This is a genomic window from Pseudomonas sp. BIGb0164 (assembly GCF_024810135.1).
In the GTDB taxonomy this organism is placed as follows: domain Bacteria; phylum Pseudomonadota; class Gammaproteobacteria; order Pseudomonadales; family Pseudomonadaceae; genus Aquipseudomonas.
Genome location: NZ_JANUEA010000001.1, coordinates 439,040 through 465,687 on the forward strand (window position 1 = coordinate 439,040; position 26,648 = coordinate 465,687).

Annotated in this window: 22 protein-coding genes; 16 read left to right on the forward strand and 6 right to left on the reverse strand. The window is 62.6% G+C overall.

Features of this window, described 5'->3' with window-relative positions:
* Positions 1 to 19: 19 nt before the first annotated feature.
* From M2394_RS01770 to M2394_RS01820, 11 genes are all read left to right on the forward strand, one after another.
* The gene (locus M2394_RS01770; protein ID WP_259171411.1) at positions 20 to 994 is read left to right on the forward strand and encodes a MoxR family ATPase; all 975 of its coding nucleotides are present in this window, start codon (positions 20 to 22) and stop codon (positions 992 to 994) included.
* Complete coding sequence (locus M2394_RS01775; protein ID WP_178925793.1) at positions 991 to 1,914, forward strand: DUF58 domain-containing protein; 924 nt, start codon at positions 991 to 993, stop codon at positions 1,912 to 1,914. Before M2394_RS01770 ends, M2394_RS01775 begins: the two co-directional genes overlap by 4 nt.
* The gene (locus tag M2394_RS01780; RefSeq protein WP_178925794.1) at positions 1,911 to 2,375 is read left to right on the forward strand and encodes a DUF4381 domain-containing protein; all 465 of its coding nucleotides are present in this window, start codon (positions 1,911 to 1,913) and stop codon (positions 2,373 to 2,375) included. Before M2394_RS01775 ends, M2394_RS01780 begins: the two co-directional genes overlap by 4 nt.
* Complete coding sequence (locus M2394_RS01785; protein ID WP_259171412.1) at positions 2,362 to 3,357, forward strand: VWA domain-containing protein; 996 nt, start codon at positions 2,362 to 2,364, stop codon at positions 3,355 to 3,357. The genes M2394_RS01780 and M2394_RS01785 overlap by 14 nt, the downstream gene beginning before the upstream one ends.
* Positions 3,344 to 4,810 carry a VWA domain-containing protein gene (locus M2394_RS01790; RefSeq protein ID WP_259171413.1) on the forward strand — a complete coding sequence of 489 codons (1,467 nt, stop codon included), beginning with the start codon at positions 3,344 to 3,346 and terminating at the stop codon, positions 4,808 to 4,810. Before M2394_RS01785 ends, M2394_RS01790 begins: the two co-directional genes overlap by 14 nt.
* The gene (locus tag M2394_RS01795; protein ID WP_259171414.1) at positions 4,807 to 5,856 is read left to right on the forward strand and encodes a hypothetical protein; all 1,050 of its coding nucleotides are present in this window, start codon (positions 4,807 to 4,809) and stop codon (positions 5,854 to 5,856) included. The genes M2394_RS01790 and M2394_RS01795 overlap by 4 nt, the downstream gene beginning before the upstream one ends.
* Positions 5,853 to 6,854 carry an HAD family phosphatase gene (locus tag M2394_RS01800; protein WP_259171415.1) on the forward strand — a complete coding sequence of 334 codons (1,002 nt, stop codon included), beginning with the start codon at positions 5,853 to 5,855 and terminating at the stop codon, positions 6,852 to 6,854. The genes M2394_RS01795 and M2394_RS01800 overlap by 4 nt, the downstream gene beginning before the upstream one ends.
* A 75-nt stretch (positions 6,855 to 6,929) precedes the next feature.
* A complete protein-coding gene (locus M2394_RS01805) occupies positions 6,930 to 8,516 on the forward strand; it encodes an arylsulfatase (RefSeq protein ID WP_178925799.1) in 1,587 nt (528 codons plus the stop codon).
* 139 nt (positions 8,517 to 8,655) lie between these two features.
* A complete protein-coding gene (locus tag M2394_RS01810; RefSeq protein ID WP_259171416.1) occupies positions 8,656 to 11,148 on the forward strand; it encodes a fused MFS/spermidine synthase in 2,493 nt (830 codons plus the stop codon).
* Positions 11,149 to 11,191: 43 nt separating this feature from the next.
* Positions 11,192 to 12,805, forward strand: a complete 1,614-nt coding sequence (locus M2394_RS01815; protein ID WP_259171417.1) for a J domain-containing protein — start codon at positions 11,192 to 11,194, stop codon at positions 12,803 to 12,805.
* Positions 12,802 to 13,785, forward strand: coding sequence for a YiiG family protein (locus tag M2394_RS01820; RefSeq protein ID WP_259171418.1), 984 nt, complete (start codon positions 12,802 to 12,804; stop codon positions 13,783 to 13,785). Before M2394_RS01815 ends, M2394_RS01820 begins: the two co-directional genes overlap by 4 nt.
* Before the next feature lie 3 nt (positions 13,786 to 13,788).
* Here M2394_RS01820 and M2394_RS01825 read toward each other — a convergent pair whose 3' ends face one another.
* Positions 13,789 to 14,460 (reverse strand): DUF3313 domain-containing protein, encoded by a 672-nt coding sequence (locus M2394_RS01825; RefSeq protein ID WP_259171419.1) that lies wholly within the window; start codon positions 14,458 to 14,460, stop codon positions 13,789 to 13,791.
* A gap of 174 nt (positions 14,461 to 14,634) precedes the next feature.
* Here M2394_RS01825 and M2394_RS01830 point away from each other — a divergent pair, with 174 nt between their 5' ends.
* On the forward strand, positions 14,635 to 16,845 hold the full coding sequence (locus M2394_RS01830; protein WP_259171420.1) for a tetratricopeptide repeat protein: 2,211 nt from the start codon (positions 14,635 to 14,637) through the stop codon (positions 16,843 to 16,845).
* A gap of 434 nt (positions 16,846 to 17,279) precedes the next feature.
* Here the strand turns inward: M2394_RS01830 and M2394_RS01835 are convergent, their stop codons facing one another.
* Positions 17,280 to 17,774 carry a hypothetical protein gene (locus M2394_RS01835; protein ID WP_259171421.1) on the reverse strand — a complete coding sequence of 165 codons (495 nt, stop codon included), beginning with the start codon at positions 17,772 to 17,774 and terminating at the stop codon, positions 17,280 to 17,282.
* A 208-nt stretch (positions 17,775 to 17,982) separates the two neighbouring features.
* On the opposite strand from M2394_RS01835, the gene M2394_RS01840 reads away from it, so the two are divergent.
* Positions 17,983 to 18,675: an aspartate/glutamate racemase family protein gene (locus tag M2394_RS01840; RefSeq protein WP_259171422.1), complete on the forward strand. Its 693-nt coding sequence runs from the start codon at positions 17,983 to 17,985 to the stop codon at positions 18,673 to 18,675.
* Here the strand turns inward: M2394_RS01840 and M2394_RS01845 are convergent.
* Positions 18,672 to 19,184: a GNAT family N-acetyltransferase gene (locus M2394_RS01845; protein ID WP_259171423.1), complete on the reverse strand. Its 513-nt coding sequence runs from the start codon at positions 19,182 to 19,184 to the stop codon at positions 18,672 to 18,674. The genes M2394_RS01840 and M2394_RS01845 overlap by 4 nt on opposite strands.
* 92 nt (positions 19,185 to 19,276) lie before the next feature.
* Here M2394_RS01845 and M2394_RS01850 point away from each other — a divergent pair, with 92 nt between their 5' ends.
* The gene (locus M2394_RS01850; protein WP_259171424.1) at positions 19,277 to 20,941 is read left to right on the forward strand and encodes an alpha/beta hydrolase; all 1,665 of its coding nucleotides are present in this window, start codon (positions 19,277 to 19,279) and stop codon (positions 20,939 to 20,941) included.
* A 25-nt stretch (positions 20,942 to 20,966) separates the two neighbouring features.
* Here the strand turns inward: M2394_RS01850 and M2394_RS01855 are convergent, their stop codons facing one another.
* Positions 20,967 to 22,109 carry a glycerate kinase gene (locus tag M2394_RS01855; protein WP_259171425.1) on the reverse strand — a complete coding sequence of 381 codons (1,143 nt, stop codon included), beginning with the start codon at positions 22,107 to 22,109 and terminating at the stop codon, positions 20,967 to 20,969.
* Positions 22,110 to 22,206: 97 nt separating this feature from the next.
* Positions 22,207 to 23,307, reverse strand: a complete 1,101-nt coding sequence (locus tag M2394_RS01860; protein ID WP_259171426.1) for a sugar diacid recognition domain-containing protein — start codon at positions 23,305 to 23,307, stop codon at positions 22,207 to 22,209.
* A gap of 159 nt (positions 23,308 to 23,466) precedes the next feature.
* On the opposite strand from M2394_RS01860, the gene M2394_RS01865 reads away from it, so the two are divergent.
* A complete protein-coding gene (locus M2394_RS01865) occupies positions 23,467 to 24,777 on the forward strand; it encodes an MFS transporter (protein WP_259171427.1) in 1,311 nt (436 codons plus the stop codon).
* 93 nt (positions 24,778 to 24,870) lie between these two features.
* Here M2394_RS01865 and M2394_RS01870 read toward each other — a convergent pair whose 3' ends face one another.
* Positions 24,871 to 25,575 (reverse strand): SDR family oxidoreductase, encoded by a 705-nt coding sequence (locus M2394_RS01870; RefSeq protein WP_176996046.1) that lies wholly within the window; start codon positions 25,573 to 25,575, stop codon positions 24,871 to 24,873.
* Positions 25,576 to 25,675: 100 nt separating this feature from the next.
* Here M2394_RS01870 and M2394_RS01875 point away from each other — a divergent pair, with 100 nt between their 5' ends.
* Positions 25,676 to 26,578: a LysR family transcriptional regulator gene (locus M2394_RS01875; protein ID WP_259171428.1), complete on the forward strand. Its 903-nt coding sequence runs from the start codon at positions 25,676 to 25,678 to the stop codon at positions 26,576 to 26,578.
* Positions 26,579 to 26,648: the final 70 nt, after the last annotated feature.

The following is a 26,648-nucleotide window of genomic DNA, read 5'->3' on the forward strand; positions in this document are numbered from 1 at the left end:
TGTTTCAAGGACGATTGGCATGACAGCACTCAACGATGTGAATGCCCTGCAGGCCAGCATGGCTGAAAGCGTACTCGGCCAGGACCAGGTGATCCGCCAGATCCTGCTGGGTCTCCTGGCCAATGGTCACCTGTTGCTGGAAAGCTTGCCGGGCCTGGCCAAGACCCGCACGGTCAAGGCCCTGGCGCGGCACCTGGAGGCGAAGATGAGCCGCATCCAGTTCACCCCCGACCTGTTGCCCTCGGACATCACTGGCGCAGAAGTACTGCACCAGGTCGACGGCCAGAACCAGATTCGCTTCCAGCCCGGCCCGCTGTTCGGCAACTTGATCCTGGCCGATGAGATCAACCGCGCGCCCGCCAAGGTCCAGGCCGCGTTGCTGGAGGCCATGGAAGAACGGCAAATCACCGTCGCCGGTGCCAGCCACCCGCTGCCTGCGTTGTTTATCGTGGTGGCCACGCAAAACCCCATCGAACAGGAAGGCACCTACCCGCTGCCCGAAGCGCAGATGGACCGTTTCGTGATGAAGGTGCTGCTGGATTACCCCAGTGCCGACAACGAAAGCCAGGTCTTGCGACTGTTGCGCGATGAAGAGCAGGCCGCCTCCACCCAGGCGTCCGGGGGCTTTACTCTTGCCCAGGACGTGATCTTCACGGCCCGCAAGGAAGTCAGCACCATCCAGGTGTCGCCAGCCATCGATCGCTACCTGATCGACCTGATCAACGCCACGCGCCACCCCGGCGACTATGACCCTGACCTGGCGCGCTGGATCAGCCTGGGCGCCAGCCCACGGGGCGGCATCGGGCTGGATCGCTGTGCGCGGGCGGACGCCTGGTTGCAAGGCCAAACCTTCGTGACCCCCGACAACGTACGTGCGGTGGCGCACCCGGTGCTGCGCCACCGCCTGCAATTGAGTTATGACGCGGTGGCAGACGGCGTAACGGCCGACCAGGTGCTCGACCGTCTGCTCTGCACAGTGGCGATCCCGGCATGAACGCCGACGGGTTCGTCTACGTCAGCCTGGCGCAGCTGATGGCCTTGCAGTTCCAGGCGCGAGACTTGAGTTTTGTTGCGCGCCAGCCCCAGGGCAGCGTCCTGGCCGGCAACCACGCCTCAAGGCTGCGCGGGCGTGGGCTGAATTTCGACGAGCTGCGGCGCTACCAGCCCGGCGATGACTTGCGCCACCTGGATTGGCGCGCATCCTTGCGCACCGGCAAACCGGTGGTGCGCACCTTCACCGAAGAACGCGACCGCCCGGCCTTGATCGTGGTGGACCAACGCATGTCGATGTTTTTTGGTTCGGTGCGCAGCTTCAAATCGGCGGTTGCGGCCGAACTGGGCGCCCTCGCCGCGTGGATGGTGTTCAACGCCGGGGATCGGGTCGGCGGCCTGGTGTTCAATGACAGACGCATCGACAGCGTGGCACCGCTGCGCAGCCGCAAACGCGTTGAAGCCTTGTGCAGTCGCATCGCCCAGCAAAACGGCGAACTGAACGCCACTTGCCCGGACCACGAAGGCGACAGCCAGCTTGACCGCGTGCTGCAGCAGTGCCGCGCAGTGGCCGGGCACGACCACTTGATCTGCCTGGTCAGCGACTTCGCCGGTGCAGGCCCGCGCACCCTGCAACTGCTGCGGGAACTGTCAACGCACAACGACGTGGTGGCGTTGCAGGTGTATGACCCCCTGGCCCTGAACGTGCCCGACAGCGGGCAACTGTTGGTCACCCAGGGTCAGTTGCAAGTGGAGCTGGCCGTGAACAGGCGCCAGGTGCGCCAGCCCTTGGGGGATTATCTGGGCGGGCGGATCAAGGATGTTGCGAGCCTGCTACGTCGCAGCCAGGTGCCGTTGCTGATGATCAGCACCGCCCTGCCCGCGGTCGACCAACTGCGCAGCGAACTGGGTAGACGCCGGTGACTGCCCCTGTGCCGAGCATCGAACAACTGCAGGAGTTGGGCTTGCCCGCGCCCGTCAGTTACTGGCCGCAAACCTGGGGGTGGGCTGTGGTCCTTGGCCTGGTGGTGTTGGCCCTGCTGGTGCTGGCCGTACGCAACTGGCTGCACTGGCGCCGCGATGCTTATCGACGTGAGGCCGTGGCACGCCTGGACGCGCTGACCGACCTGCGTGAATTGCCCGAACTGCTCAAGCGTGTGGCGCTGTCGATGCCACTCCCGGCGCAGGAACACGCATCCATCCCGACGTTGACGGGCGCTGATTGGCAAGCGTTCTTGCAACGCCACGCAGGCGCACCGATCCCCGAGGACTTGAGCCAGCAACTGGCTGACCTGGCCTACGCCGCGCCCTTGCCCGACGCCCAACACACGCAACTACTGGCCCAGTGCAAAGCCTGGGTGGAGCAGCACCATGTGGCAGCTTGATAACCCGTGGCTGTTGCTACTGCTGCCGCTGCCCTGGCTGGCGTACCGGTACCTGCCTGCCTACCTAGAAGCCCGCAGCGCCGTGCGGGTGCCGTTTTTCACCGGCATGAGCCAGGCCGTGGGTGGCGCGCCCTCTGCGAGCGGCGTGCGGAATAATCGCAGCCAGCTTGTGCTCAACCTGGTGGCCTGGGTACTGCTGGTGCTGGCGGTTGCCCGCCCGGTATGGGTGGAAAAACCCATCGAACGCCAGCAGCCGGTGCGCGACCTGATGCTCGCCATCGATATCTCCCAGTCTATGGAAACCCAGGACTTTACCGACGCAACCGGGCAAAAGATCGACCGCCTCGCCGCCGTCAAACAGGTGGTCCATGACTTTATCGCGCGCCGCAAAGACGATCGCATCGGCCTGATTCTGTTTGGCAGCGGCGCCTACCCCCAGGCACCGTTGACCCTCGATCACAGCAGCCTGTCTCTGCTGTTGGATGACAGCGGCATTGGCATGGCCGGGCCGAACACCGCCATTGGCGATGCCATCGGCCTGGGGCTCAAGCTGCTGGACCAGGCCCATGAGCCCGAGAAAGTGCTGATTCTGCTCACCGATGGCAACGACACCAGCAGCGCAATCACCCCCGACCATGCCGCCGACATGGCGGCGGCCAAGGGCGTGGTCATCCATACCATCGGCATTGGCGACCCGCAGGCCACCGGCGAAGCCAAGGTCAACCTCAGCGCATTGCAAGCCATCGCCAGCGCCACCGGTGGGCGTTACTTCCGCGCCGAAGACCGCGACAGCCTGAGCCAGGTGTACACGACGCTCGACCAGATCACCCCACATCAAGTGAAGACCTTGAGTCACCAACCCAAGCGCGACCTGTTCTGGTGGCCGCTGTGCGCGGCGCTTGGACTGTTTGCGCTGTACCACCTGTTGGCGGCGTTATGGCCCCACCGGATCAAACGAGAGGTGGCCGATGGACTTCAGTGACTTCCACTTCTTGCGCCCCGCGTGGTTATTGCTGGCCTTACTGGGGGCTTTATTGCCACTGGCCTGGCAACGCAGCCGCGACCTGCAGCGTCGTCTGCGTGGCAATATCGCCCCGCACCTGCTGCCGCATTTGTTGCTCACGCCGACGGATTCGCACCGCCTGCGCCCGGTGCACCTGGCGAGCGTGCTGTTGATGCTCGGCGCAGTCGCCGCTGCAGGGCCGACGTGGGAGCAGGACCGCCCGGACTTCCTGGAAAACCGCGCGCCGTTGATCATCGCCGTGGACCTGTCGCCGTCCATGGACACCGCCGACGTCCCACCGACCCGCCTGACCGCCGCCAAGCACAAGCTCCACGACCTGGTACAGCGGCGCAAAGGGGCGCGCACCGCGCTACTGGTGTACGCCGGCAGTGCCCATCTGGTATTGCCGCCGACCGATGACCCGGCGCTGCTAGACACCTTTATCCAGGCGCTCGGCACCGACTTGATCAGTACAGCCGGCAAGGACGTCGCCAGCGTCATCGACCAGGCCAAGCCGTTGTTGGCGCAATCGCCTGGCACGTTGTTGCTGGTCACCGATGGCGCCGACAGCACGCAATTGCCAAGCCTCAAGCAACACCTGGCCGACAGCCCGCTGCAAGTGCTGGTACTAGCGCTGGGCAGCAATCCCGCCCTCAAGCAACTGGCCTCGGCCACCGACGCGCCACTGGGCAGCCTGACCCTCAATGACGACGACCTGGACTGGATCGAGCTGCACGCCCAGCAGCACTTCCAAAATGCCGATGAGCAACAGCGCCTGTTGCAGTGGAAGGACGCCGGTTACTGGCTGTGCTGGCCGCTGTTGCTGGTGGTGCTGCTGAGCGTGCGACGCGGCTGGAGCCTGAACTGGGTGGCGACGGTACTGCTCGGCCTGTTGCTGCAACCGCTGCACGCCGATGCCAACCCGTTCCTCACCCCTGACCAACAAGGCCGTTGGGCTTTCGAGCATCATCGTTACCCCGAGGCGGCCTCCCTGTTTCAAGACGCCTACTGGAAAGGCATTGCCGCCTATAACGCCGCCGACTACGCCTTGGCCGAAACCACCTTCAACACCCTCGACACCGCACACGCCGCGTTCTATCTCGGCAACATCCACGTGCGCCGCTTCAAATTCGACGACGCCATCGTGGCCTATCAGCGTGCTTTGAAGCTGCAACCGACGTTTCCCGAGGCCAGCGCCAACCTGGCCCTGGCCATTGCGCTGAAAAAGGACACCGACAGCGCAGCGAACAACACCCCCGAGGTCAAGCCCGACGAGATCAAGTTCGACAAGGCCCCGGGCAAGGGCCAAAGCAAGGCGATCCAGACCGAACAAGCCAACAGCGATGCCCTGTGGTTGCAGAACCTGACGACCTCACCGGCCAATTTCCTGCGCCGCAAATTCAGCCTGCAGGATCAGGAGGCGAAGCGATGAACCGCTATTGCGGCGTGCTGTTGTTGCTTTCCGGGCCGTTGTGGGCGGCCGAGCCGCAGCTCAAAGTCCAGGCACACCTGCTGCCCAGCGCTGCGGTGGTGGTGGGTGAACAACTGCAAGTGCAGGTGGATGTGCTCACCGATACCTGGTTTACCTCTGGCGCCAGCCTGCCGGTGCTGAAACTGGCCGGTGCACGGGTTCAGGCGCCGGGTGGCGAAGCTGAACACACCACCCAAGAGATTGGCGGGCAGATGTTCTACGGCATGCGCTACCGCTACCGAATCACGCCGAATGTCGCCCAGGCATTCACGGTGCCGGCACTGACCGTCAGCGCCCAGCCGGGTCAGGCCAGTGCGCCCTTGAATGCCCAGAGCACGCCGCTGTCGTTCACTGCCACCCAGCCACCGGGGTTTGCCCCCGGGGAGCCGGTGCTGGTCGCCAGTGGCCTGCGCCTGAGCCAGACGCTGTCAGCCACTGACCTCAAGGTGGGCGACAGCCTGACCCGCACCCTCACGCTGCAAGCCGACGACACGCCGGGACTTTCCCTGCCACCGCCCGCCTCCGCGCCCATCCAGGGCCTGCGGTTGTACCCGCAAGCGCCAAGCATCAGCAACCTGGACGACGGTCGCGGCGCAATCACCGGTGGCCAGCGCATCGATTGGCTGGTGTATCGCGTCGAGCAAGGGGGTCATTTCACTTTGCCTGCCATCAGCGTGAAATGGTGGGACAGCCGCAACCGGCACGTGCAGAACAGCCAGTTGCCTGCCCTCACGTTCGAGGCCCAGGCGGGCAGCGCCTACACGCCCACCTTCTCCATTGCCGATGACCTCAAAGCCCTCGGGCAGCACAGCCGCTGGCACGTTTCGCGGCACCTGTTTGCCTGGATCGCCGCGGTGGCCGTGCTGATTCTCGCCGGTTACCTGCTGCATGCGCTGTGGCCACGCCTGCCGCCACTGTGGCGAAACGTGTGCACAACATTGCGCTGGGTGTGTCGTCAACTACGCTTGGTTCCACTGAACCCTCGTCACGAAAAGGACTTCCCATGACGTCGCTGCGTTCTGCCCTGCCCCTGCTTCTTTTCCTCAGCCTGCCGGCTCTGGCCGCCGACCCGCTGCCGTCATGGAACGATGGCCCCAGCAAAAAACAGATTGTCGATTTCGTGCAGGCGGTCACCGTCGAAGGCTCCAAGGACTATGTCAAACCCGCCGAACGCATCGCCGTCTTTGACAACGACGGCACGCTCTGGACAGAACAACCGGCCTATTTCGAGGTGTTGTTCGCCTTCAATGAAATCAAGCGCCTGGCGCCCCAGCACCCCGAGTGGGCAACCACACAGCCGTTCCAGGCGGTGCTCGAAGGCGACCACCAGGCCCTCGCGGCCACGGGCATGCAGGGCTTGTTGAAGATCATCGGCGCAACCCACACCGGCATCAGCACCGAAGCCTTCATCGACAATGCCAAAGCCTGGCTAAAACAGGCGCGCCACCCCAAGACGGGCAAACCGTTCGATCAGATGATCTACCAGCCGATGCTGGAAATGCTCGACTACCTGCGCAGCCAGCAATTCAAGACCTACATCGTCTCCGGCGGCGACACGGCCTTCATGCGCGCCTTTGCCGAGGTGGTGTATGGCGTGCCACCGGAACAGGTGATCGGCACCAACTTCGTCACCCAGTACCAGCTCAAGGACGGCAACCCGCAGATCCTGCGCACCGCCAAGCTGGCGCACAACGACGATGGCCCGGGCAAGCCGGAAAGCATCGACGCGATTATCGGCCGCCGGCCCTTGCTGGCCTTCGGCAACTCCGATGGCGACCTGCAAATGCTGCAATGGACCGCCGCTGGCAGTGGCAAGCGCTTGATGGGCCTGGTGCACCACACCGACGCCAGGCGCGAGTGGGCCTATGACCGAAACTCTCAGGTGGGGCGCCTCGACAAGGCGTTGGACCTGGCCAGGGCAAACGGCTGGATCGTGGTGGACATGGCGAGCGACTGGCGCCGTATCTACCCCTTCGAGCCGGCTGTGCAAGCAAAGGTGCAATAAGAAAACGTCACGACGGACTGTACAAAAACGTTGGTCGCAGGCAATGCGACTCAAGCCCTAAAAGGAGCAAGTCTTATGACTCGCATACGTAAGTGGCTGCCGAAACTCGCCCTGGTGGCGGTGTCGGTAATAGGCGCCTCGGCATCCGCCCTGGCCGCCGAGAAGCCGAATATCCTGGTGATCTTCGGCGATGACATCGGGCAAACCAACATCAGCGCCTATTCCATGGGCGTGGTGGGCTACAAGACGCCCAATATCGACCGGATCGCCAAAGAAGGCATGATGTTCACCGACTACTACGCGGAGAACAGTTGCACGGCTGGGCGCTCGTCCTTCATCACCGGCCAGACGCCGTTGCGCACGGGCCTGTCGAAGGTGGGCATTCCGGGGGCCCCGGTGGGCCTGCAAAAGCGCGATATCACCATCGCCCAGGCGCTCAAGTCCCTGGGTTACTCCACCGGGCAATTCGGCAAGAACCACTTGGGCGACCGGGATGAGTACCTGCCCACCAACCACGGCTTCGACGAGTTCTTCGGCAACCTATACCACCTCAATGCCGAAGAAGAACCCGAACGCCCGTATTGGCCCAAGGACGACGCCGAATTCGTCAAGGCCAACACCCCGCGCGGGGTGATCCACAGTTTCGCCGACGGCAAGATCGAAGACACCGGCGCCTTGACCACCAAGCGCATGGAAACCATCGACGACGAAACCACCGCGGCGGCCCAGGCCTTCATCAAGAAACAGGCCGAAGCCAACAAGCCGTTCTTCGTGTGGATGAACACCACGCGCATGCACGTGTTCACCCATGTGCGTGACTCGATGAAGGGCCAGAGCGGCATGCCCGGAAACGAGTACGCCGACGGCATGCTTGAGCATGACGGCGACGTGGGCAAACTGCTGCAGACCCTCGACGACTTGAAGATCGCCGACAACACCATCGTGGTCTACACCACCGACAACGGGCCGAACCAGTTCTCCTGGCCGGATGCGGCGACCACGCCGTTCCGCAACGAAAAGGACTCCAACTGGGAAGGCGCGTACCGCGTGCCGGCGATCATCCGTTGGCCGGGCAAGATCAAGGAGGGTCAGGTCTCCAACGAGATGGTCTCGGGGATGGACTGGTTCCCGACCCTGTTGGCCGCAGCCGGTGACGCCGACGTGAAAAACAAGTTGCTCAAAGGCTGGACGCCTGCGGCAGGCGGCACCAACTTCAAGGTGCACCTGGATGGCTACAACCAACTGCCCTACCTGACCGGCCAGCAACCTAAAGGCGCGCGCAACGAGTTCTACTACTTCAATGACGACGGCATGCTGGTTTCGATGCGCTTCGACAACTGGAAAGTGGTGTTTGCCGAGCAGCGCCAGCCGGGTGGTTTCCGAGTGTGGAGCGAGCCGTTCGTACAGTTGCGGGTGCCGAAGATCTTCAACCTGAGGATGGACCCGTATGAGCGCGCTGACGTGGTGAGTGACCAGTATTACGACTGGACTACCAAGAACGTCTACCTCGGTGCGGTTGCGGTGACCAAGGCGGCGAAGTTCCTGCAGACCTTCATCGAATACCCGCCTAGCCAGAAACCGCCGAGCTTCAGCATCGACCAGATCCGTGAAGCGGTGGACAAGAAGATCGAAGAGAAGATGAAGGCCGCCCCGGCTTCATAGCTGGCACAACACAAGGCAAATGTGGGAGCGGGCTTGCTCGCGAAAGCGGTCGTTCAACCAACCGATTCGGCGACTGACACACCGTTTTCGCGAGTAAGCCCGCTCCCACAGGGTTCTCTGTACCTTCTGGAATTTTGTAATGACCTCTCGCACCGCCAGCAAGCCTGTTGAAATCGGCAACGCCACCTCGACCCTTATCCCTGCCCTGCTCCTGTTTGTCTCAGGTGGCGCGGCGCTGGTCTATCAGGTGCTGTGGATCAAGCAACTGTCGCTGGTGGTGGGCGTGGAGGTGTATGCGATCACCACGGGCATCAGCGCGTTTTTTGCCGGGCTGGCCCTGGGTGGTTTGTTGTTTGGACGGCTGGCGGACCGCTTTTCACGGCCGCTGCTGTTGTATGCAGCCCTGGAATTATTGGTCGCCGCGTTCGGCGTGGGCGCCACCGTGGCGCTGGGTATGGCGGCCGAGCCGTTTGCCTGGCTGGAACAACGCATCGGCCTTGCGGCCTGGGCGCTGCCATTTGCGTTGGTGGGCCTGCCCGCGCTGTTGATGGGCGGCACGCTGCCGGTGCTGGTGCGTGCACTGGATATCAATGCCAAGGGCCTGAGCCAGGCGGGTGGCCGTTTGTACGCCGCGAACACCGCCGGGGCCATCGCCGGTACGCTGCTCACGACATTTGTGCTGATCGCGCAGTTTGGCGTGCGTGGCAGTGCGGTGGTAGCGGCGATGCTGAACCTGGTCGCAGCGGTCGGCGCCTTGTTGTCTGTGCGTCATCACGCTCCCGTCGCTGTCGCCCCTGCGCGCAGCGTTCAACCAGCGCGCCTGGCGCTGGTGCTGTATGCCATCGCCGGGGGGGTCGCCCTCGGTTATGAAGTGGTGTGGTCGCAGTCCATCGTACAGTTCATGAGCACGCGCACCTACGCGTTTGCCGTGGTGCTGGCCACCTACTTGACCGGCTTGTTTATCGGCAGCCAACTGATGTCACACCGGGTTGAGCGCATTCGCGATCCCTGGGGTGTGTTTGGCCTGCTGATTGCAGGCGCCGGTTTGGTGGCACTGCTGGAAGTTGCGGTGCTGGGGCGCTGGCTGATTCTGCTGCAAACCCAGGCAGAAGCGCTGGTGCTGAGCCTGGGCGGCAGTGAGTTGCCGGGCATGAGTGCCCGGTTCGCCGTGGCGGCGCTGTGCATTGTGTTTGTTCCGACCTTGCTGCTGGGGGCGGCATTTCCGTTGGCGTTGCGCTTGAGCGTGGGTAATCGCCATGTCGGTCGTGATGTCGGCGCGGTGGTGGCATTCAACACCTTGGGCGGGATCGTCGGGGTCATGCTCTGCGGGTTCGTGTTGATTCCCTGGCTGGGCCTGGTGCGCACCCTCGGCCTGCTGGCAGTGATGGCCGGCGCCGTGGGTTATCTGGCGGTACGTCGCGGCCATGGGGTTAAAAAATCGCGGCGCCAGGCGGTGCTCGTGGTGGGCCTGGTGTCGCTGGCGGTTGCCGGGCTGACCCCGGTGGACCGCCTGGCCAAGTTGCTTCCCGGCGCACGTAACGCCAGCCTGGCGTTTTACCAGGAAGGTCGTGGCGCGACGGTGGCCGTGGTCACCCAGGGTCAAGGAGCGCGGGCGTTTCAGCGCCTATATATCCAGGGTGTTTCCAATACCGGTGATGCGATGCCGTCGTTACGCTACATGCGCATCCAGGCGTTGTTGCCGTTGCTGGTCCACAACGCCGAGCCCAAGTCGACGCTGGTGATTGGCTTTGGCACCGGGATCACAGCGGGTGCGCTGTTGCGTTACCCGGGGCTGGAGCATCGGGTGGTGGCTGAGTTGCTGCCGTCGGTGCTGCAGGCTGCGTCGCTGTTCAAAGGCAACTTCAATGCTGCCCAGGACCCGGCCATCGACCTGCGCCTGCGCGATGGGCGCCAGGAATTGCTGCGCAATGCCCAGCGCTATGACCTGATCACCCTGGAACCGCCGCCGCCTTCCGCTGCCGGGGTGGTCAACCTATATTCCCAGGACTTCTATGCGCTGGCCGCAACACGGCTGGAAAAACATGGCCTGCTGGCTCAGTGGCTGCCGCTGCCCACGCAAAATATCGATGATTCCCGCGCGTTGGTGCGCAGCTTCCTCAATGTATTCCCCTATGCCTCGCTGTGGACCAGCGAGTTCCACGAGATGCTGCTCGTGGGTTCCCTGGAGCCTGTGGCGCTGGACGCCGAGCGTATTCGCCAGCGCTTTGAACAGCCCCCGGTGCGTTCGGCGTTGGCTGAGGTCGGCATCGATTCGACGGCCACGCTGCTTGCCACCTGGGTCACTGACCGCCAGGGCCTGGAGCGGTTTGCCGCGAATGCGCTGCCAGTCACCGACGACAGGCCGCGCATCGAATACGCCCCGTGGGTGCGCAGCAAGGAAATCACCCGAGTATTGCCGGCCCTGCTGGACCTGCGTGTACCGGCGCCGCTGGTCAACGCGGATGCGTCTTTTGCCCGCACCCTGGCCGCTGAACAACAACGCTTGATGCAGTTCTACCGCGCGAGCCTGCATGCCTACGATGGCGACCGCGACGCCTGGGGCCGGGATATTCGTGACGTGCTGCAACAAGACAGCGCCAACCCCTACTACCGCTGGTTTATCAGCCCCTAAAACAGGTAATGTGCGCGCGATTGTTTAGGGAGTTGCGCCGCACATGACTTGCTGGAATATCCTGGGCCTCACGCCTGACGCCGACAGCCGCGCGATCAAGCGCCAATATGCGGCGCTGCTGAAGAAAACCCGGCCGGACGATGACCCCGAGGGGTTCCAGCGCCTGCGCGAAGCCTACGAGCAAGCTCTGCAGTGGAGCCAGGAGCAGCGGGAAACTGTTGAGGTGGTCATCGAGCACGTGAGGGAAACCGCTGAGGTGGTCATCGAGCACGTGGGTGAAGCCGTTGAGGTCGTCACCGAACACGTGGAGGAAACCCTGGAACAACGCTATCAAGCGGCAATGGCCAACGGCACGGCGTTGTTCTTCGAAATCCACCTGTTGCATCGTTGTGTTGACGGCGAACTCAACGCCGAGGACGCCCGCTGGGCGTTCCAGGCCTTCAACTGGCTCACAGCCTGGCAACGGCTGGAGCTGCCGGTCGAACTGATCGACACGCTAGAACGCCAACACCGCGCCGCTTTACAGCAACCGTTGCGCCTGGCCCTTGAGCAGAAAGATGAGTCGGCGTTTCTTGCTGCTTATGCAGCGCGTGATGAGCACCCGTGGGTACACAATCATCCCCACGGTGAGTGGTTCAACGAATGGCTGGCCAAACTGCTTGCCCAGAGCCATTTCTGGTCCAGTGCCGTGTTCGACGCCGTGTGTGCCGGCCAAGGCTGGCACGGCGGTGCCGACCCCAACTGCCCCGCCGACGATTGGGCGCTGCTGTTGAAGCGCCAGCAAGGGCCGGCTTTCCTCGCACGCCAGCGGGCGTTGGCCGCCGAACCACCCTACAGCCCACAGCAACGCGCGGCACGTTTACTGCTGGCGCCGATGAGCCTGGGCCAGCGCCGTGCCTTCGCCCAGCGTTTGAGTGAAGACGACTGGAAAGCCTGCCAAACCCTCAGCGCTGACATCTATGCCGAGCATGTGGTCGTCGCTGAAGCCATGCCCGGTGGCACCGTGTATTTCTGGCAAGACTGGGACAAGGCCATGGACACCTGGCCCTGGGTCGTCGCGCTGGTCGTGAGCTGCCTGGTGGGGGTGCTGGAGAAAGCCGAGTTCCTGGCCGGCAATGGGGTGCCGACGCTGGGCCACGGGCTCTTGTGGTCACTGGCCTTCGTGGTCGGCGCCGGGCTGGCCTGGCAAGGCTGGCGGCCCCTCGCCCATCACTACCGCGTGCAGGACGAAGCTTTCAGCCAGCGCCTGCCCGGCTGGCTCAGCCCTACCCACCTGCCGCTGCTGCCGGTACGTGACCTGGTGCCCGGGTTGGTCCTGGTGGCAATCCTCGGCTACCTATTCGGCCCGCTGGCCAGCGCGACGCTGATCGCGGCCTTGGCACTGATCGGCGTGATCAAGCGCCCCGGGATGAGCCGTCACACGCCCTGGACCGCAAGCCACCCGCGCTGGACCCTGCTGGGTGCGGCCCTCGGCGTGGTCGGTGTGATTGCGCTCTACGCGGGCTTGGTCTTGCTCGACAACGGCCACCGGGTCGTGCGTAACCAGGGCCTGCAACAGTGGACCGAGCGCCTGTGCAGCCGCATGCCGCGCAGCGATGCCGAGTGTCAGGCGCCCGCCACCCAGAAACAGTGGTACGGCCAGGAGGCCGCGCAATGAACCCCAAATGGTTGTTACCCATCGGCCTGATCCTGGGCCTGGCCTTGCTCGGCCTGGCCGGCGCCACCAAACCCCTGCAGCGGATTCAGTTCTGGTTGGATCAACGGGACAGCCCCCACACCGCAGCAGCGAGCGCCCTGGCGCCGATCATCGATTGCGCGAACCGCATCGACCGCGACACGCGCCTGGCCTTTTACCGCATGCGTTCAACCGAACCCGAAGCGCCGGACCACGATCAGTTTGGCGACAGCAGCGAGCCTGAACCGCGCGTTATCCAGGCGGCTGTTTGCTCCCAGCTGTACACCCTGAAGCTGGAGCGCCAACAGCCCGGGAGCCAATTGGTCGGCCTGGCCTCGGTGTATGCGTACAGGCTGCACAGGTTCACGTCCGTGGCCGACCGGGTCACGCCGACCCAGGCCGAACGGCTCTCGCTGAGCGGCCGGCAAGCCGTGGTGCTGCCCGTCACAGAATCGTTGAGGCAGGAGCTGGTGCAAGAAGGCGACGACTACCTGAGGGTCTCCACCCAACTGCGTCAACAGCTGGAAGAGCAGGACCTGAACATACGCCCGGCGCAATTGGCGCTGCTGGAGTCGCGCTTCGGCCGCGACCTGCATTGGCACGTGCTCAACTACATGATCATCGCCCGCCACGCGGTGAATGCCCTTGAGCAAGGGATGCACGACGCACGCCTGACACCCCAGGCCGTCGCCAGCCAGGCAGCGGCCTTGCAACAGGCTGCCGACGCTGGCAAAGCCTACCTGCGTACCCACCCCACCGAGCACCTGGATGAGGAAGCGCGCCACCTCTGGTACACGATCACCCCGGCCGCCGATGCCTACCTGGCCGCGCTGGGCACGTTGCACCAGGACTGGCTGCACCATGCCGCGCCGCAGCAACTGAGTGACGACTATTACCTCGTCACCCGCCGCTACGACGCCCTGCTCAGCTATTACAACCGGCCGGCACGCAACGCGTTTTGAGGCTTAGTGTTTTTTCAGTTTCACGTAGGACTGATGCAGGTCTGACGCCCAGCCATCGATAACGCCTTTGACGTCGTCGGCCTTCATCACCTGGGCGTCGTTGGACAGCGGTTTGCCGGTGCCTTTGCGCACCACTTGGGCGATCACCTTGCCGCTGGCGCCGTCGAGGAACTGCGCCTCGGTGCCCAGGGTGGTTTCCTGGTCACGGTGGCCGGTGGCGGTACTCGCGGCCGCGACGACCAGCGCTACCGGGATGTACTCATACGGTGCGAGCGCTTCGGTCTTGCTGCTCACGGCGGTGATTGCCGCCCGCACGACGATCACACCCGGGCCCGGCGCATTGGCCAGCGGCAGGGATTTTTCCAGCTCTCGCTTGAGCGCCTGGTTGTAGTAGGTGTTGATACCGTTAAGGGTGCTCTCAGGGATTTTCGCGGTGGCCTGGGGCTTGGGATAGAACTGGGTCGGCTCGACATACACCGCGGTGTAGCGGCTCAGGTCCAGCTTGGGGTCCACCCAACGCATCACATCCGCGCCCGAAGGCGACTTGGCTTGCTTGAGTTGGCTGTAGTCCGAGAGAAAGCCGGAGTACTCCTCCGGTTGTGTGACTTTGCTGGCGCAGCCTGTCATTCCAATTGAAGCGAGGCACAGCGTGCTGATCATTAGCCTTAGTTTCATCATTGAACTCCCTGGCAGTCATCACTGGAACACTGAGCTGTAGGTATAGCCAACTCTGGGGAAATAGCCGTTATTTCCCGCGCATCGTTTGACAGACCCGTCCCCAGCGTCAAAGCTGCACGGAGCTTAAAGCACGCCGTAGAGCGTCCCTGCATCAAGACAATGGAAGTCGGAATGCCAGCGCCCACAACCAAAAAAGCCGCACCCCACCGTGAATCACCCCGTCGTTACCTGCACCCCATTCTGATTGTGTCGTTGCTGTTGGCCATGGCCGGGATCTGGTTTTACCTGCAGACGAGCGCGCCTCGGCTGCCCGCGCCCGTGATGGCGGTGAAACCGGTGGTTATCGCACCGGCGACGATGGTGGATGAACAGCAATGCCAGGGCTGTCACCAGGCTCAAGTCAAGGATTGGCAAGGCTCCCACCACCAGTTGGCGATGCAGCAGGCCACGCCACAGACGGTACCGGCAGACTTCAATGACGCCACGTTTACCGGCGAGGGTGAAACCACCCGGTTTTTTCGCCGGGGCGATGCGTTCTGGGTCAATACGCCCGGCGGCGACGGTAAGCCTGCTGACTTCAAGGTGGTCTACACCTTTGGCATCGCGCCGCTACAGCAATACCTGATCGACGTGGGCGATGGCCGCTTGCAGGCGCTGGGCGTGGCCTGGGATACCCAGCAGCACCGCTGGTTTCACCTCTACCCAGGCCAGGGCGTGACCTTCAAGAACCCGCTGCATTGGAGCAAGCCCAGCCAGAACGCCAACTTCATGTGCGTCGAATGCCACACCACCGGCTACAAGCGCAACTTTGATCCGCTGAAAAACAGCTTCGACAGCCAGTGGAACAGCCTCGGCGTCGGCTGCCAGGCCTGCCATGGCCCGGCCTCCAACCACCTGCAATGGGCGGCTAAAAAAGGCGACCTGCTGCACGCCGGGTTTGCCGTGGACCTCAACGACAAGGACGCCACCGTCGAGCTGGAAACCTGCGCGCGCTGCCACGCCCGGCGCGCTCCGTTGGGTGACGGGTTTACCGTCGGCAAGCGTTTGATGGATGACTACCTGCCCAGCGTGCTGACCCGCGAGCTGTATGCCCTGGACGGCAAGATCAAGGACGAAGTGTTTGAACATGGCTCCTTCGCCCAAAGCAAAATGGCCGAAAAAGGCGTGCGCTGCAGCAACTGCCACAACCCCCACAGCAACGAACTCAAGGCGCCGGGCAACGCGGTGTGCTTGCAGTGTCACAACACCGCCGGCAAAAACCCGATCGCCACGGTCGATGGGCGTGGCCTGCAGGCCAAAAATTATGACGCTCCTGAACACACCGGCAAACCGGTGGGCCAGCCGGGTTCGTTCTGTGTCGACTGCCATATGCCGGGCAAGGTGTACATGGGCAATGACTTGCGCCATGACCACAGTTTCAGTATCCCTGCGGGTGCGCGGGACGTGCTGAAGGCGCCTACTTATGCCGAGAGCATGGTATTGATTCGCGGCGGCCAACCGGGGGCCGCCCAGGCGCTGTATGACCAATTGGCACGCAGCAACCTGCCGGCCATCCAGCGGGCGACCTTGTTGGTGGAGTTGCCCAACTATCCCAGCGAGCAGGCACTCAAACTGGCAACCCGGGACCTGGGCCACCCTGCCCCGCAAGTGCGCGAAAGTGCCGTGCGTGCGGTGAGTGCGTTGCTGCCGCCGCCAGAGCGCATTGCGCTGTATGTGCCGTTGCTCAAGGACCCGGTGCGCGCCGTGCGCATCATTGCTGCGCGGGATTTATTGAGTGTCTCCAGCCAGAGCTTGGGGCCGGCGTGGGACAGCGCCATCGCCGAATACGAACAGGTGCAATCGAGCCTGCTGGAGCGTGCCGAAGCGAACCTCAACCTGGCGATGCTCTACCAGGCCAGCGGCCGTGGCGACAAGGTCGAGGCGCAACTGCGCACGGCCCTGCTGCGTGATCCGGACTTTTTCCCGGCGTTGGTAACGCTGATTCAGTGGCTGGAGGCCAATGGCCGTGCGGACGAGGCGCGCACATTGATCGGCGACCAGTTGGCCCTGCACCCTGAGGCACCGCTGCTGCAACACACCCAGGGGTTGATGTTGATCCGCGCAGGAGACACTGCCCAAGCGATGCCGCACCTGCGCAACGCCGCTCGCCTCGACCCGGCGAGCGCCCAGTACGCCTACGTACTGGCGGTGGCGTTGCACGACAGTGGGAAGGTTGATGAGGCCTGCCAGCAATTGGAGTCGCTGTTGCAGCGCCAGCCGTACAGCCGTAACGCACGACTGTCGCTGATCCAGTACTACCTGGAAAACGGCCAGGAGCCCAAGGCCCAGGTCGTGATGCAAGCCTGGAAAAACCTCAACCCAGGCGACCCGGCACTGAAATAAGCGCTTGCCTGCGAAGACGGTGGCTTGGCACACCCTCTTTAACGCCAATACCTGCGTCTTCGCAGCCTCGCTGAAGCTCGACAGCTCCCACAGGTGACCGAGTGCATCCCTTTGAAATGCGCTCGAATGTAGGAGCTGGCTTGCCAGCGAAAGCGGCGGCACAGTCAACAGTGATGTTGCCTGAACCACAGCCTTCGCAGCCTCGCTGAAGCTCGACAGCTCCCACAAGGGACCGGGTGCATCCTTTTGAAATGCGCTCGAATGTGGGAGCTGGCTTGCCTGCGAAAGCGGCGGCACAGTCAACAGTGATGTTGCCTGAACCACAGCCTTCGCAGCCTCGCTGAAGCTCGACAGCTCCCACAAGGGACCGAGTGCATCCTTTTGAAATGCGCTCGAATGTGGGAGCTGGCTTGCCTGCGATGGCAACCGTTGCCTTAAATACGTTCCCGCGGGATCAGGCTCTGGAGCTGGGAGGCGAGGAAGTTGGCGTCGAAGGCGAAGGTGTCCGGGTCTTTGAGGCCGTTGGTTTTCTTCCACAGCCAATCATTTTTATCCGCCGGCAGTACCAGCGAGACGCTGCCGTGGCGCGCGGCGGTGAGACCGATCACCGCCACTGTAACCAACCCTCCCGCGCCCATCACATCCGGTACGAACTCCACGGTTTTTCCGGTGATTTGTACGTTCAGCTTCTCGGTCTTGAAGGTCGAAACCTCCACCGGCACGCTCGGGCCGCTGGCCACATAGGCTTCACGCTGCACGTCGAGCAAGCCCACCGTCTTGACCGGCGCCAGCCAGTGCTCAATCTGCCCGAATAACTCGTTGAGCTTTTGCGCCCAACGCGCCGACTGCACGTCGAATTGCTGTTTCTTGTGCGCTTCGCTCTCGGCGTAATGACGAAGCATCTCGCCCAGTTGCTGTACGTCGTCCATTGCGAATGTCCTCCGGTGAGCCAGGTTGCGAGGGTCGATCATGGCAGATACGCGGGTGCTGCGTGCGGTTAACGCTGTGCAAGTGCACATCACCGCACACAGGGCGCCTGAACGAAGGAACTGCTCCGGTCATTTGCTCGGCAACTGCGTATGACTAATCCGTAGCCAATGGGTAAGGTGAAGCCACATTCCTTGTCAGGAGCATCGCATGCGCACCATCGGCCTTATCGGCGGCATGAGCTGGGAGTCCAGCGCCGAGTACTACCGCATCATCAATCAGCGCGTGCGCGACCAACTGGGGCCGCTGCGTTCGGCGCAGTTGTTGATGTACAGCGTGGATTTCGGCCCGGTGGAACAGGCGCAGCATGCCGGGCGCTGGGACGATACCGCGCTGATCCTAGAAGACGCCGCACGGCGCCTGCAAGCCGGGGGCGCTGACTGTGTGGTGCTGTGTACCAACACCATGCACTTGATAGCGCCACGCATCGAAGCAGCAGTGTCGATTCCGTTCCTACACATTGCCGATGCGGCGGGTGCGGCGGCCGTCGAAGCGGGCACGCTGACTGTCGGTTTGCTGGGCACAGCGTTCACCATGGAGCAGGACTTTCTTAAATCCCGCCTGGCCGCCCAGGGCCTGACCGTGCTGGTGCCCGAGGCGGACGAACGCCAGGCCGTGCACCGGATCATCTACGAGGAATTGTGCGTGGGCGTGATCAGTGACGCGTCGCGCCAGGTCTATCAACGCGTGATCGAGTCCCTGGCCGCACGCGGCGCCCAGGCGATCATCCTGGGGTGCACGGAAATCGGCCTGCTGATCAAGCCGGAACACAGCGACCTGCCACTGCTGGACACCACCGAGCTGCATGCACAGGCTGCGGTGGCGTTTGCTCTGGGGGATTAAACCGGCCGGCGCAGGCGCGCCATGCTCACGGTATCGACATACTTGCCATCACGCACCGCGTAGTCGCGCAATCGGCCTTCAACCTCAAAGCCGAACTTACGGTACAGGTTTTGCGCAGCGTCGTTGTCGGCAAACACCGTCAACTCCACGCGGTGCAGGTTCATCCAATTGTCGGCCACGTCCAGCGCGGCCGCCAGCAACCGCGAACCCACGCCCTTGCCCTGCCAGGCCGTCGCCACGCCCATGCCGAACGAACCGACATGGCTCTGGCGCACCCGCAGGCACTGCTCCAGGCCCAACTGGCCGATGACTTCACCGCCGTGCACCGCCACCAGCTGTAACCGCCGTTCGTTGTCCATGACCAGGCGCTTGCGCCACATCTCCACAGCCTGGAAAGGCATCTGCAGCACCTGCCGGCACACGGCCGGGTCGTTATAGAGCGCGGCGACGCCTTCAAGATGGGCCTCGGTAAAACGCTGGATGACGATGTGGGGTTCAGGTGCGTGCATTGTGTTTCATCCTTTGAAAAACACGTGGCCCAGCAGTGTAGAGGCCTCACGTGCGCAATGGAAAGCAGCTCTTTCAGTCAACAAGAACAAGCTTGTCCTACGCACAGACTGAAGCCCAGCGTGCAGCATCCGGAATTCTCTTGATTCGCAGTAAGGATCGTAACGTGATGAAGCAACGGACATTGGCAAGCAGTATTTGTGTCGCAGGATTGTTAGCGATAGGGGCCTGTGCGACTGAGCAAGAGCAGGAACCAGAGATCAAGTGGTTGCCGAACTGCGAGGGGCGCCCGTTCAGTGGCTTGGATCCCGAAGTCGTCGCCAGAACACAGTGTGGCGTAGTCACCGTGCCGCTGGATCATACAAACCCGACTCAAGGCACTCTTAAACTAGATATCACTCGCGTTACAAGCCTTCATCCGCAGCGGCATGAAGGCGCAATATTTACCAATCCTGGCGGGCCAGGTGCTGACAGCAGCGGCTTCGCCGTGGTACTGGCATCAATATGGAAGGGGTACGCTGATGAGCCAGAAGGCGAGTCCTATCGCCATCTGATCAATGCCTATGACTTGATTGGCATCACGCCGCGGGGAATGGGCAGTTCGCCTGACTCACAATTGATATGCCAATCCAATGACGTGATTGTCGCGCAAAATGACATCACCCAGGACCGCAGCCCCGCCAATCTTGAAGCCCTGCGGCATAATACTGAAGTGTTGGCCCAAGGGTGTGCGAACCAACCCTTGGCCCCTTACATCACCACCGACCAGACTGCGCGGGATATGGAGTTCGTCCGTATTCAATTGAATGAAAGAACACTCAACTATTTCGGCAATTCTTATGGCACGTGGCTGGGCGCCTGGTACGCAGGCCTGTTTCCAAAGACTGTGGGTCGTATGGTGCTTGATTCCAATCTTGATTGGACCTCAACGTTTCAAAACGCCTCCTTGAACCTGGCACCTGAAAAAGAACGTATCTTCGCCCGTTTCGTTGCAGAACCCGCGGCCGAAAACCCTCTGGTCTATGAAATGGGTAATGACCCAAAGGCCATACGGCATTCTTTTATAAACCTGCTACCGCAGGTTCAAGTAGCGCTGCGCTCTGACACCGAACGCTACAGTTCTATCGAATTCCTGATGGCCGCAAGAGTGCTCAGCACATGGCTGCGCGAGTCGCCTACCCTCAATGACACCGAATTGCTGAACAAAGCACAAACCTATCGGTTCAGCCCGGACACTGAGGTTAATCATTCCGCTCTCAGTGCATTTACACGCTTAGTCACGGTTATCCGAGAACCTGTTCTCTGGAACGACATCGCTGTCGGCCCCCTGAAGTTGGACCCCGCCGCGTCTGTGCGCAGCACCATCTTATGCAACGACTCGGCAACGGCCGATGAAAAGTTCTGGACGGAAATGGAAAACCTGTACGCAACCCAGTATCCAGTGGGAGGTAGTTACTTCTACGCAAGACATTGCGCGGCGTGGAGCGGCAAACCGTTGTCGGGCGTGCCACTTAAGGCGCTTGGACAAGCCAGCAGTATCTTGATGATTCAAGCAGAATTTGACGACCAAACACCTGCACCGGGGGCTTTAAAGGCGTCGCAGAGCGTACCGAATACCCACATGGTCTTGCTTAAGGGGGCCTATCAGCACGGCGTTTCTTTTTCTAATCCCAACACATGTGTCAACCGCTACACAGGTGATTACCTAGCATACGGTCGTAAGCCTGCACGTCTGTCGATTTGCTTTGCTTCAAATTAAAAAATGGCGCTGTACGGGGCGGTATTTATAAACGCTGCGCCGCCACACGCCACACCCGCGCGATATCCTCCGCGCGTTCACGCAACAGCCGTGGTGCTTCGCTGCACGCCTGCTCCAGGCTCATCGGGCCGGATGGCAAGGCAAATGCGGCATCCACGCCATGGGCATACATCTGCTCGTAACCGTCGCCCAGGGTGCCGGCGATCACGATCACGGGCACGTTGTGCTGCCGGGCGATTCTCGCCACGCCAAATGGGGTTTTGCCGCGCAGGGTCTGGGCGTCGAAGCGGCCTTCGCCGGTGATCACCAGGTCGGCGCCGCGTACAGCGGCGTCCAGGCCGACCAATTCAGCAACCACCTCTACACCTGCACGGAACTGCGCCGCCAGGAACGCTTTGGCAGCAAAACCAAGCCCACCGGCCGCGCCGCTGCCGGGCTCGTCACGCACGTCCTTGGGCAGGACCTTGACGCAGTGGTCGGCGAAGTGGCCGAGGGCGGCGTCCAGTTGTTGGACTTGATCGGGAGTGGCGCCTTTTTGTGGCCCGAAAATAGCGGAAGCGCCATGCGGGCCGCACAAAGGGTTGTTCACGTCGGCGGCGATTTCAAAACGTACTTGGGCCAGGCGTGGGTCGAGCGCGTCAAGGCTGATACGCGCCAGGCGAGCCAAGGCCAGCCCGCCGGGTGGCAAAGGTTGGTCCTCGTTGTCGAACAATTGCACGCCAAGTGCTTGCATGGCCCCTGCCCCACCATCGTTGGTGGCGCTGCCGCCAATCGCCAGGATGATGCGCTCGGCGCCCAGGTCGAGGGCCGCGCGGATCAGTTCGCCGGTGCCGAAGGTGGTGCTGGAACACGCATCGCGTTGCCCCGGAAGGACCAATTGCAGGCCGCTGGCTTCAGCCATTTCGATGATTGCCGTGCGGCTCTCGACCAACCAACCCCAGCGTGCCTCAACCGAACCGCCCAAGGGGCCGGTGACACGTTGAGTGCGCAGTTCGCCGTTGCACGCGGCCAGTACTGAATCCACCGTGCCTTCACCACCATCCGCCATAGGGCACTGGACCAGTTCTGCCTCCGGCCAGACCTCGGTCAACCCTTCGGCAATGGCCTGGGCGACGCCTTCGGCACTCAGGCTGTCCTTGAACGAGTCGGGGGCGATGATGATTTTCATGGGCTTTCTCCGGTTTTTATAACGCCCATGCTGCCAGTTGCCTGGAGGAATGACGCCGGTCCGATGCACAAGTGCCGATCAGCTTTGTTGTTCATTTCTACAAAGCCTGGGGCAGCAGTTGCACGCCGAGGTACAGGGCGAGCATGCCGTCCAGGGTCAGCGGGTCGACGCCACTGAGTTCGGCAATGCGCTCCATGCGGTAACGCAGGCTGTTGCGGTGGATGCCCAAGGCGTCTGCGCAGGCCTGGCTCTGGCCGTCGTGCTCGCACCAACTGCGCAGCGTGGCGAGCAGTTGGCCGTTGCTGTCCTTGGCCAGCACTTTGCGCAATGGGTTGAGCAATTCATCCAGCGCATCGTCGTTGCGATGGCGCCAGAGCATCACCGGCAAGCGAAAACGGTTGAGCGTCAGCAGGCGTGAATGTGGCAACACATCACGACCATAGGCAAGCAAGTCACCGACGCGGCGATAGCAACGACGCAAACCTGCCAGCCCGTCGGCCTGGCCACCCACAGCTACGCGGAGGACATTCCAGCCCAGCCCTTCGAGCTTTTCCAATAGCCGTGGGTTGTCCACCTGCACAGCTGCGGGCCGGCACCACAGCAGGGAAAATTGCGCAGAGCTGACGCACCAGCTGTCCGGATACCGTGAGGTCAGCCAGGCGCTCAGGGCTTCCGCCGACTGGCCCGCGCCCAGCTCGAATAAATAAGGGGTGCGCGCCAATTGTGGCTTGAGGCCCAGTTGTTGCGCTTCATCCACCAGGCGCGGCGAGTCGCCGGTTTCGGCCAGCAGCAACGCCAGCAGGTCATCGCAACGCTGGCGCCGCCATTGTTGCTCGGCCTGCTGATGGCGGTGACTCACCAGCATTTCGGCGGTCATGCGCACCAGCTCGGCGTAGGTGCGCAGCCCTTCCGGCTCGCCGGTGATGCCCAGCACGCCGATCAGGCGCCCGTCATGCAGCAGCGGCAGGTTGATGCCCGGTTGCACGCCTTTGAGGTGCTTGGCGGTCTGGCCGTCGATTTCCACCACGCGGCCGTTGGCCAGCACCAGTTGTGCGCCTTCGTGGCGGGTGTTGATGCGTTCGGGCTCGCCGCTGCCGAGAATCAGCCCCTGACTGTCCATGACGTTGACGTTGTAGGGCAGGATGGCCATGGTGCGGTCGACAATATCCTGCGCCAGGTCATGATCCAGCTCGAACATGGGGCTAATTTCCTAGAAAGCGGGTTGTTCATAGGCACAGCGCAAAACATGCTTCACTGTGCGCGAGCACAAAGACAGCACCCTGCCAGGTGGCCGAGACTCATTGGGCGATCAACGTTACCCTCGCATCGCGAAAAATCATAATAAAGAGAGATTGCCATGTCACAGAGCGCCACTGCCACACTGGCCACCGATGACGATAAAAACGCCATCTACAAGCGCATTACCCTGCGCCTGATCCCCTTCATCTTCATCTGCTACCTGTTCAACTACCTCGACCGGGTGAACGTTGGATTTGCCAAGCTGCAGATGCTCGATGCGTTGAAGTTCAGCGAAACCGTATACGGCCTGGGTGCCGGGATCTTCTTCATCGGCTACGTGCTGTGCGGCGTGCCGAGCAACCTGGCGCTGACCAAATTCGGTCCACGGCGCTGGATCGCACTGATGATGATCGTGTGGGGCACGCTGTCCACCTGCCTGTTGTTCGTCACCACGCCAACGCACTTCTACACCTTGCGCCTGTTTACCGGGGCCGCCGAAGCCGGCTTCTTCCCGGGCGTGGTGCTGTACCTCTCGCAGTGGTTCCCGACCTTCCGCCGTGGGCGGATCATGGCGCTGTTCATGTCGGCGATCCCGGTGTCGGGCCTGCTCGGCAGCCCGTTTTCCGGCTGGATCCTCAACCACTTCGCCGCGGGCCAAGGTGGCCTGGCGGGCTGGCAGTGGATGTTCCTGTTGCAGGGCATCCCGACCGTGATCCTGGGCGCCCTCGCCTACTTCCTGCTCAGCGACAGCTTCGCCAATGCCAAGTGGCTCACGCCCCACGAGCGCGCGGTGCTGGAGGCCGACCAGGCAACCGACCTGGCCAACAAGCCTAAAACCACCAGCGATTCCCTGGGCGAAGTGTTCAAGAACCCGGCGATCTGGGCGTTTGGTTTGATCTACTTCTGCATCCAGAGCGGCGTGTACGCGATCAACTTCTGGCTGCCGTCAATCATCAAGAACCTGGGGTTCAGCGATAACCTGGTGATTGGCTGGCTCAGCGCGATTCCTTACTTGCTGGCGGCGGTGTTCATGCTGCTGGTGGGCCGTTCGGCGGACTTGCGCAAGGAGCGTCGCTGGCACCTGGTGGTGCCGATGCTGATGGGCGCGATTGGCCTGGTGATCGCCGTGAATTTCGCCACCACCCCGGCGATTGCGATCCTGGGGCTGACCATCGCCACCATGGGCGCCCTCACCGGGCTGCCGATGTTCTGGCCGGTGCCAACGGCAATGCTCAGTGCCGGCGCAGCGGCCGGTGGCTTGGCGTTGATCAACTCCATGGGCCAGATGGCCGGTTTCCTCAGCCCCTACATTGTGGGGTTTGTGAAGGATGCGACCGGGTCCACGGATGTGGCGTTGTACCTGCTGGCGGCGGTGATCGTGGCCGGCAGCGTATTGGCGCTGCGCTTGACCCGCACCCTGAAGGCCTGACGCACCCCTTGTAGGAGCCCGGCTTGCCGGCGATGGCGCCAGTGATATCGCCATCGCCGGCAAGCCGGGCTCCTACAAAACAGATCGCAGTGTTTACAGCAGGCCGCCGCCGTCGACATCGATCACGGCACCGGTCATGAAGCCATTCTCCATGGCCAGCACATACCCTGCCGCCACTTCCTCGGCCTGCCCCACACGCCCCACCGGCAACGCCCCACCCGCCTTGGCGTACATCGCCTGACGCTGATCTTCAGCCAACCCCGCATACGCCGGTGTATCAATCACGCCCGGGCTGATCACGTTGACGCGACGCGGCGCCAGCTCCTTGGCCAGTTGTTTGCCCAGCGCCTCGGTTGCCGCATTGATGCCAGTCTTGATGAATTGACCGGGCGCAAACTTACGCCCCAACTGGCCGGAGGTCAGGCTGATGCTGCCGTGGGCATCGAGAAATGGCAGGGCCAACTGAATCGCCCGCAGCGAACCCCAGAGTTTCACGTTGAAATTCTCCTGGGCTTCATCCAGGTCGGTTTCGCTCAAGGGCTTGGCGCGTACCGAAGGGCCGGAGGTATAGACCAGGTGATCAAAGCGCCCCACCGCCTCGAACAGGCGTTGCAGGGAGGCGCTGTCAGTGACGTCGACCGGTTCACTGCGCACCCCGTTGTCGACACCGGAGGTCAACCGCCGCCCGGCCAATACCACCTGCGCACCCCGCGCTGACGCGGCCTTGGCCACCGCTGCACCAATGCCGCTGCTGCCACCGATGACGATGACGGTTTTGCCGTTGAGGGAAGCTGTCATGGGAAATGTCCTGATCAAGAAAATGAGCGTTCATCTTCCTCGCTTGGCAATCGGCGAAAAATCCCGGTAAAACGACAAGATCTTTAAAGGATTTTTACAAATGAGCTCAACCCTGGACCTTGAAGTGTTTGTGCGCACGGCGGACACGGGCAGCCTGTCGGCCGCAGCGCGTAGCCTCAACCTGACGCCCGCAGCCGCAAGTATCGCCCTCAAGCGCCTGGAAACCCGCCTGGGTACCCGTTTGCTCGCCCGCTCCACACGCAGCATGCGCCTCACCGAAGAAGGCCGGCGCTACCTCGACAGCGTGCGCGTGGCCCTGGAAGCGCTGGCCGAAGGCGAACAGGCGCTCAAGCAACAGGGCCAGAGCCTCAGCGGCTTGTTGCAGCTGGCCGCGCCTTCGGACTTCGGGCGTAACGTGCTGCTGGGCTGGCTTGATGAGTTCAAGCGCGAACACCCGAATATTCGCCTGCAATTGCTGCTTAACGACAGCAATGCCGACCTGTTCCGCGACACCGTGGACATTGCCCTGCGCTTTGGCGTGCCACGCGACTCCAGCCTGGTGGCGCTGCCGGTGGTGCCCGGCCACCATCGCATTCCTTGCGCCAGCCCTGACTACCTTGCGCGGCATGGCACACCGCTTACGCCAGCCGACCTGGCGCACCACAGCACCCTGCGCTACATGCGCCGGGGCCAGGCCAACAACACCTGGTATTTCCGCCAGGGCACACAGTTGCAGGAAGTCGAGGTGAGTGGCGACTACTTGAGCGACGACGGTGAAATCGTGCGGCGCTGGGCGCTGGCCGGCCACGGGATTGCCTACAAGGCCAACCTGGATGTGGCCCGCGATATCAAGGCCGGACGCCTGGTGCCGTTGCTACAGGAATGGCAAGGCGAGCCCACGCCGTTCAACCTGATGTGCCCGCATCGCCTGCAAGTGTCGGAGCGGGTCAAGGTGTTGCACCAGTTCTTGCAGGTGCGCTGCCACGCCTTGCTCGATGAATGAAGAAACCGTTCCGGGGCTTGTTCCAGAGCCCTCGAGTCTGGTATTGCATGGGGTACGTTTCCCTGCCATG

Coding starts and splice junctions, on each gene's coding strand:
- M2394_RS01770 (WP_259171411.1), top strand. CDS start 20: ATGACAGCACTCAACGATGTGAATGCCCTGCAGGCCAGCATGGCTGAA.
- M2394_RS01775 (WP_178925793.1), top strand. CDS start 991: ATGAACGCCGACGGGTTCGTCTACGTCAGCCTGGCGCAGCTGATGGCC.
- M2394_RS01785 (WP_259171412.1), top strand. CDS start 2,362: ATGTGGCAGCTTGATAACCCGTGGCTGTTGCTACTGCTGCCGCTGCCC.
- M2394_RS01790 (WP_259171413.1), top strand. CDS start 3,344: ATGGACTTCAGTGACTTCCACTTCTTGCGCCCCGCGTGGTTATTGCTG.
- M2394_RS01795 (WP_259171414.1), top strand. CDS start 4,807: ATGAACCGCTATTGCGGCGTGCTGTTGTTGCTTTCCGGGCCGTTGTGG.
- M2394_RS01800 (WP_259171415.1), top strand. CDS start 5,853: ATGACGTCGCTGCGTTCTGCCCTGCCCCTGCTTCTTTTCCTCAGCCTG.
- M2394_RS01805 (WP_178925799.1), top strand. CDS start 6,930: ATGACTCGCATACGTAAGTGGCTGCCGAAACTCGCCCTGGTGGCGGTG.
- M2394_RS01810 (WP_259171416.1), top strand. CDS start 8,656: ATGACCTCTCGCACCGCCAGCAAGCCTGTTGAAATCGGCAACGCCACC.
- M2394_RS01815 (WP_259171417.1), top strand. CDS start 11,192: ATGACTTGCTGGAATATCCTGGGCCTCACGCCTGACGCCGACAGCCGC.
- M2394_RS01820 (WP_259171418.1), top strand. CDS start 12,802: ATGAACCCCAAATGGTTGTTACCCATCGGCCTGATCCTGGGCCTGGCC.
- M2394_RS01825 (WP_259171419.1), bottom strand. CDS start 14,460: ATGAAACTAAGGCTAATGATCAGCACGCTGTGCCTCGCTTCAATTGGA.
- M2394_RS01830 (WP_259171420.1), top strand. CDS start 14,635: ATGCCAGCGCCCACAACCAAAAAAGCCGCACCCCACCGTGAATCACCC.
- M2394_RS01835 (WP_259171421.1), bottom strand. CDS start 17,774: ATGGACGACGTACAGCAACTGGGCGAGATGCTTCGTCATTACGCCGAG.
- M2394_RS01840 (WP_259171422.1), top strand. CDS start 17,983: ATGCGCACCATCGGCCTTATCGGCGGCATGAGCTGGGAGTCCAGCGCC.
- M2394_RS01845 (WP_259171423.1), bottom strand. CDS start 19,184: ATGCACGCACCTGAACCCCACATCGTCATCCAGCGTTTTACCGAGGCC.
- M2394_RS01855 (WP_259171425.1), bottom strand. CDS start 22,109: ATGAAAATCATCATCGCCCCCGACTCGTTCAAGGACAGCCTGAGTGCC.
- M2394_RS01860 (WP_259171426.1), bottom strand. CDS start 23,307: ATGTTCGAGCTGGATCATGACCTGGCGCAGGATATTGTCGACCGCACC.
- M2394_RS01865 (WP_259171427.1), top strand. CDS start 23,467: ATGTCACAGAGCGCCACTGCCACACTGGCCACCGATGACGATAAAAAC.
- M2394_RS01870 (WP_176996046.1), bottom strand. CDS start 25,575: ATGACAGCTTCCCTCAACGGCAAAACCGTCATCGTCATCGGTGGCAGC.
- M2394_RS01875 (WP_259171428.1), top strand. CDS start 25,676: ATGAGCTCAACCCTGGACCTTGAAGTGTTTGTGCGCACGGCGGACACG.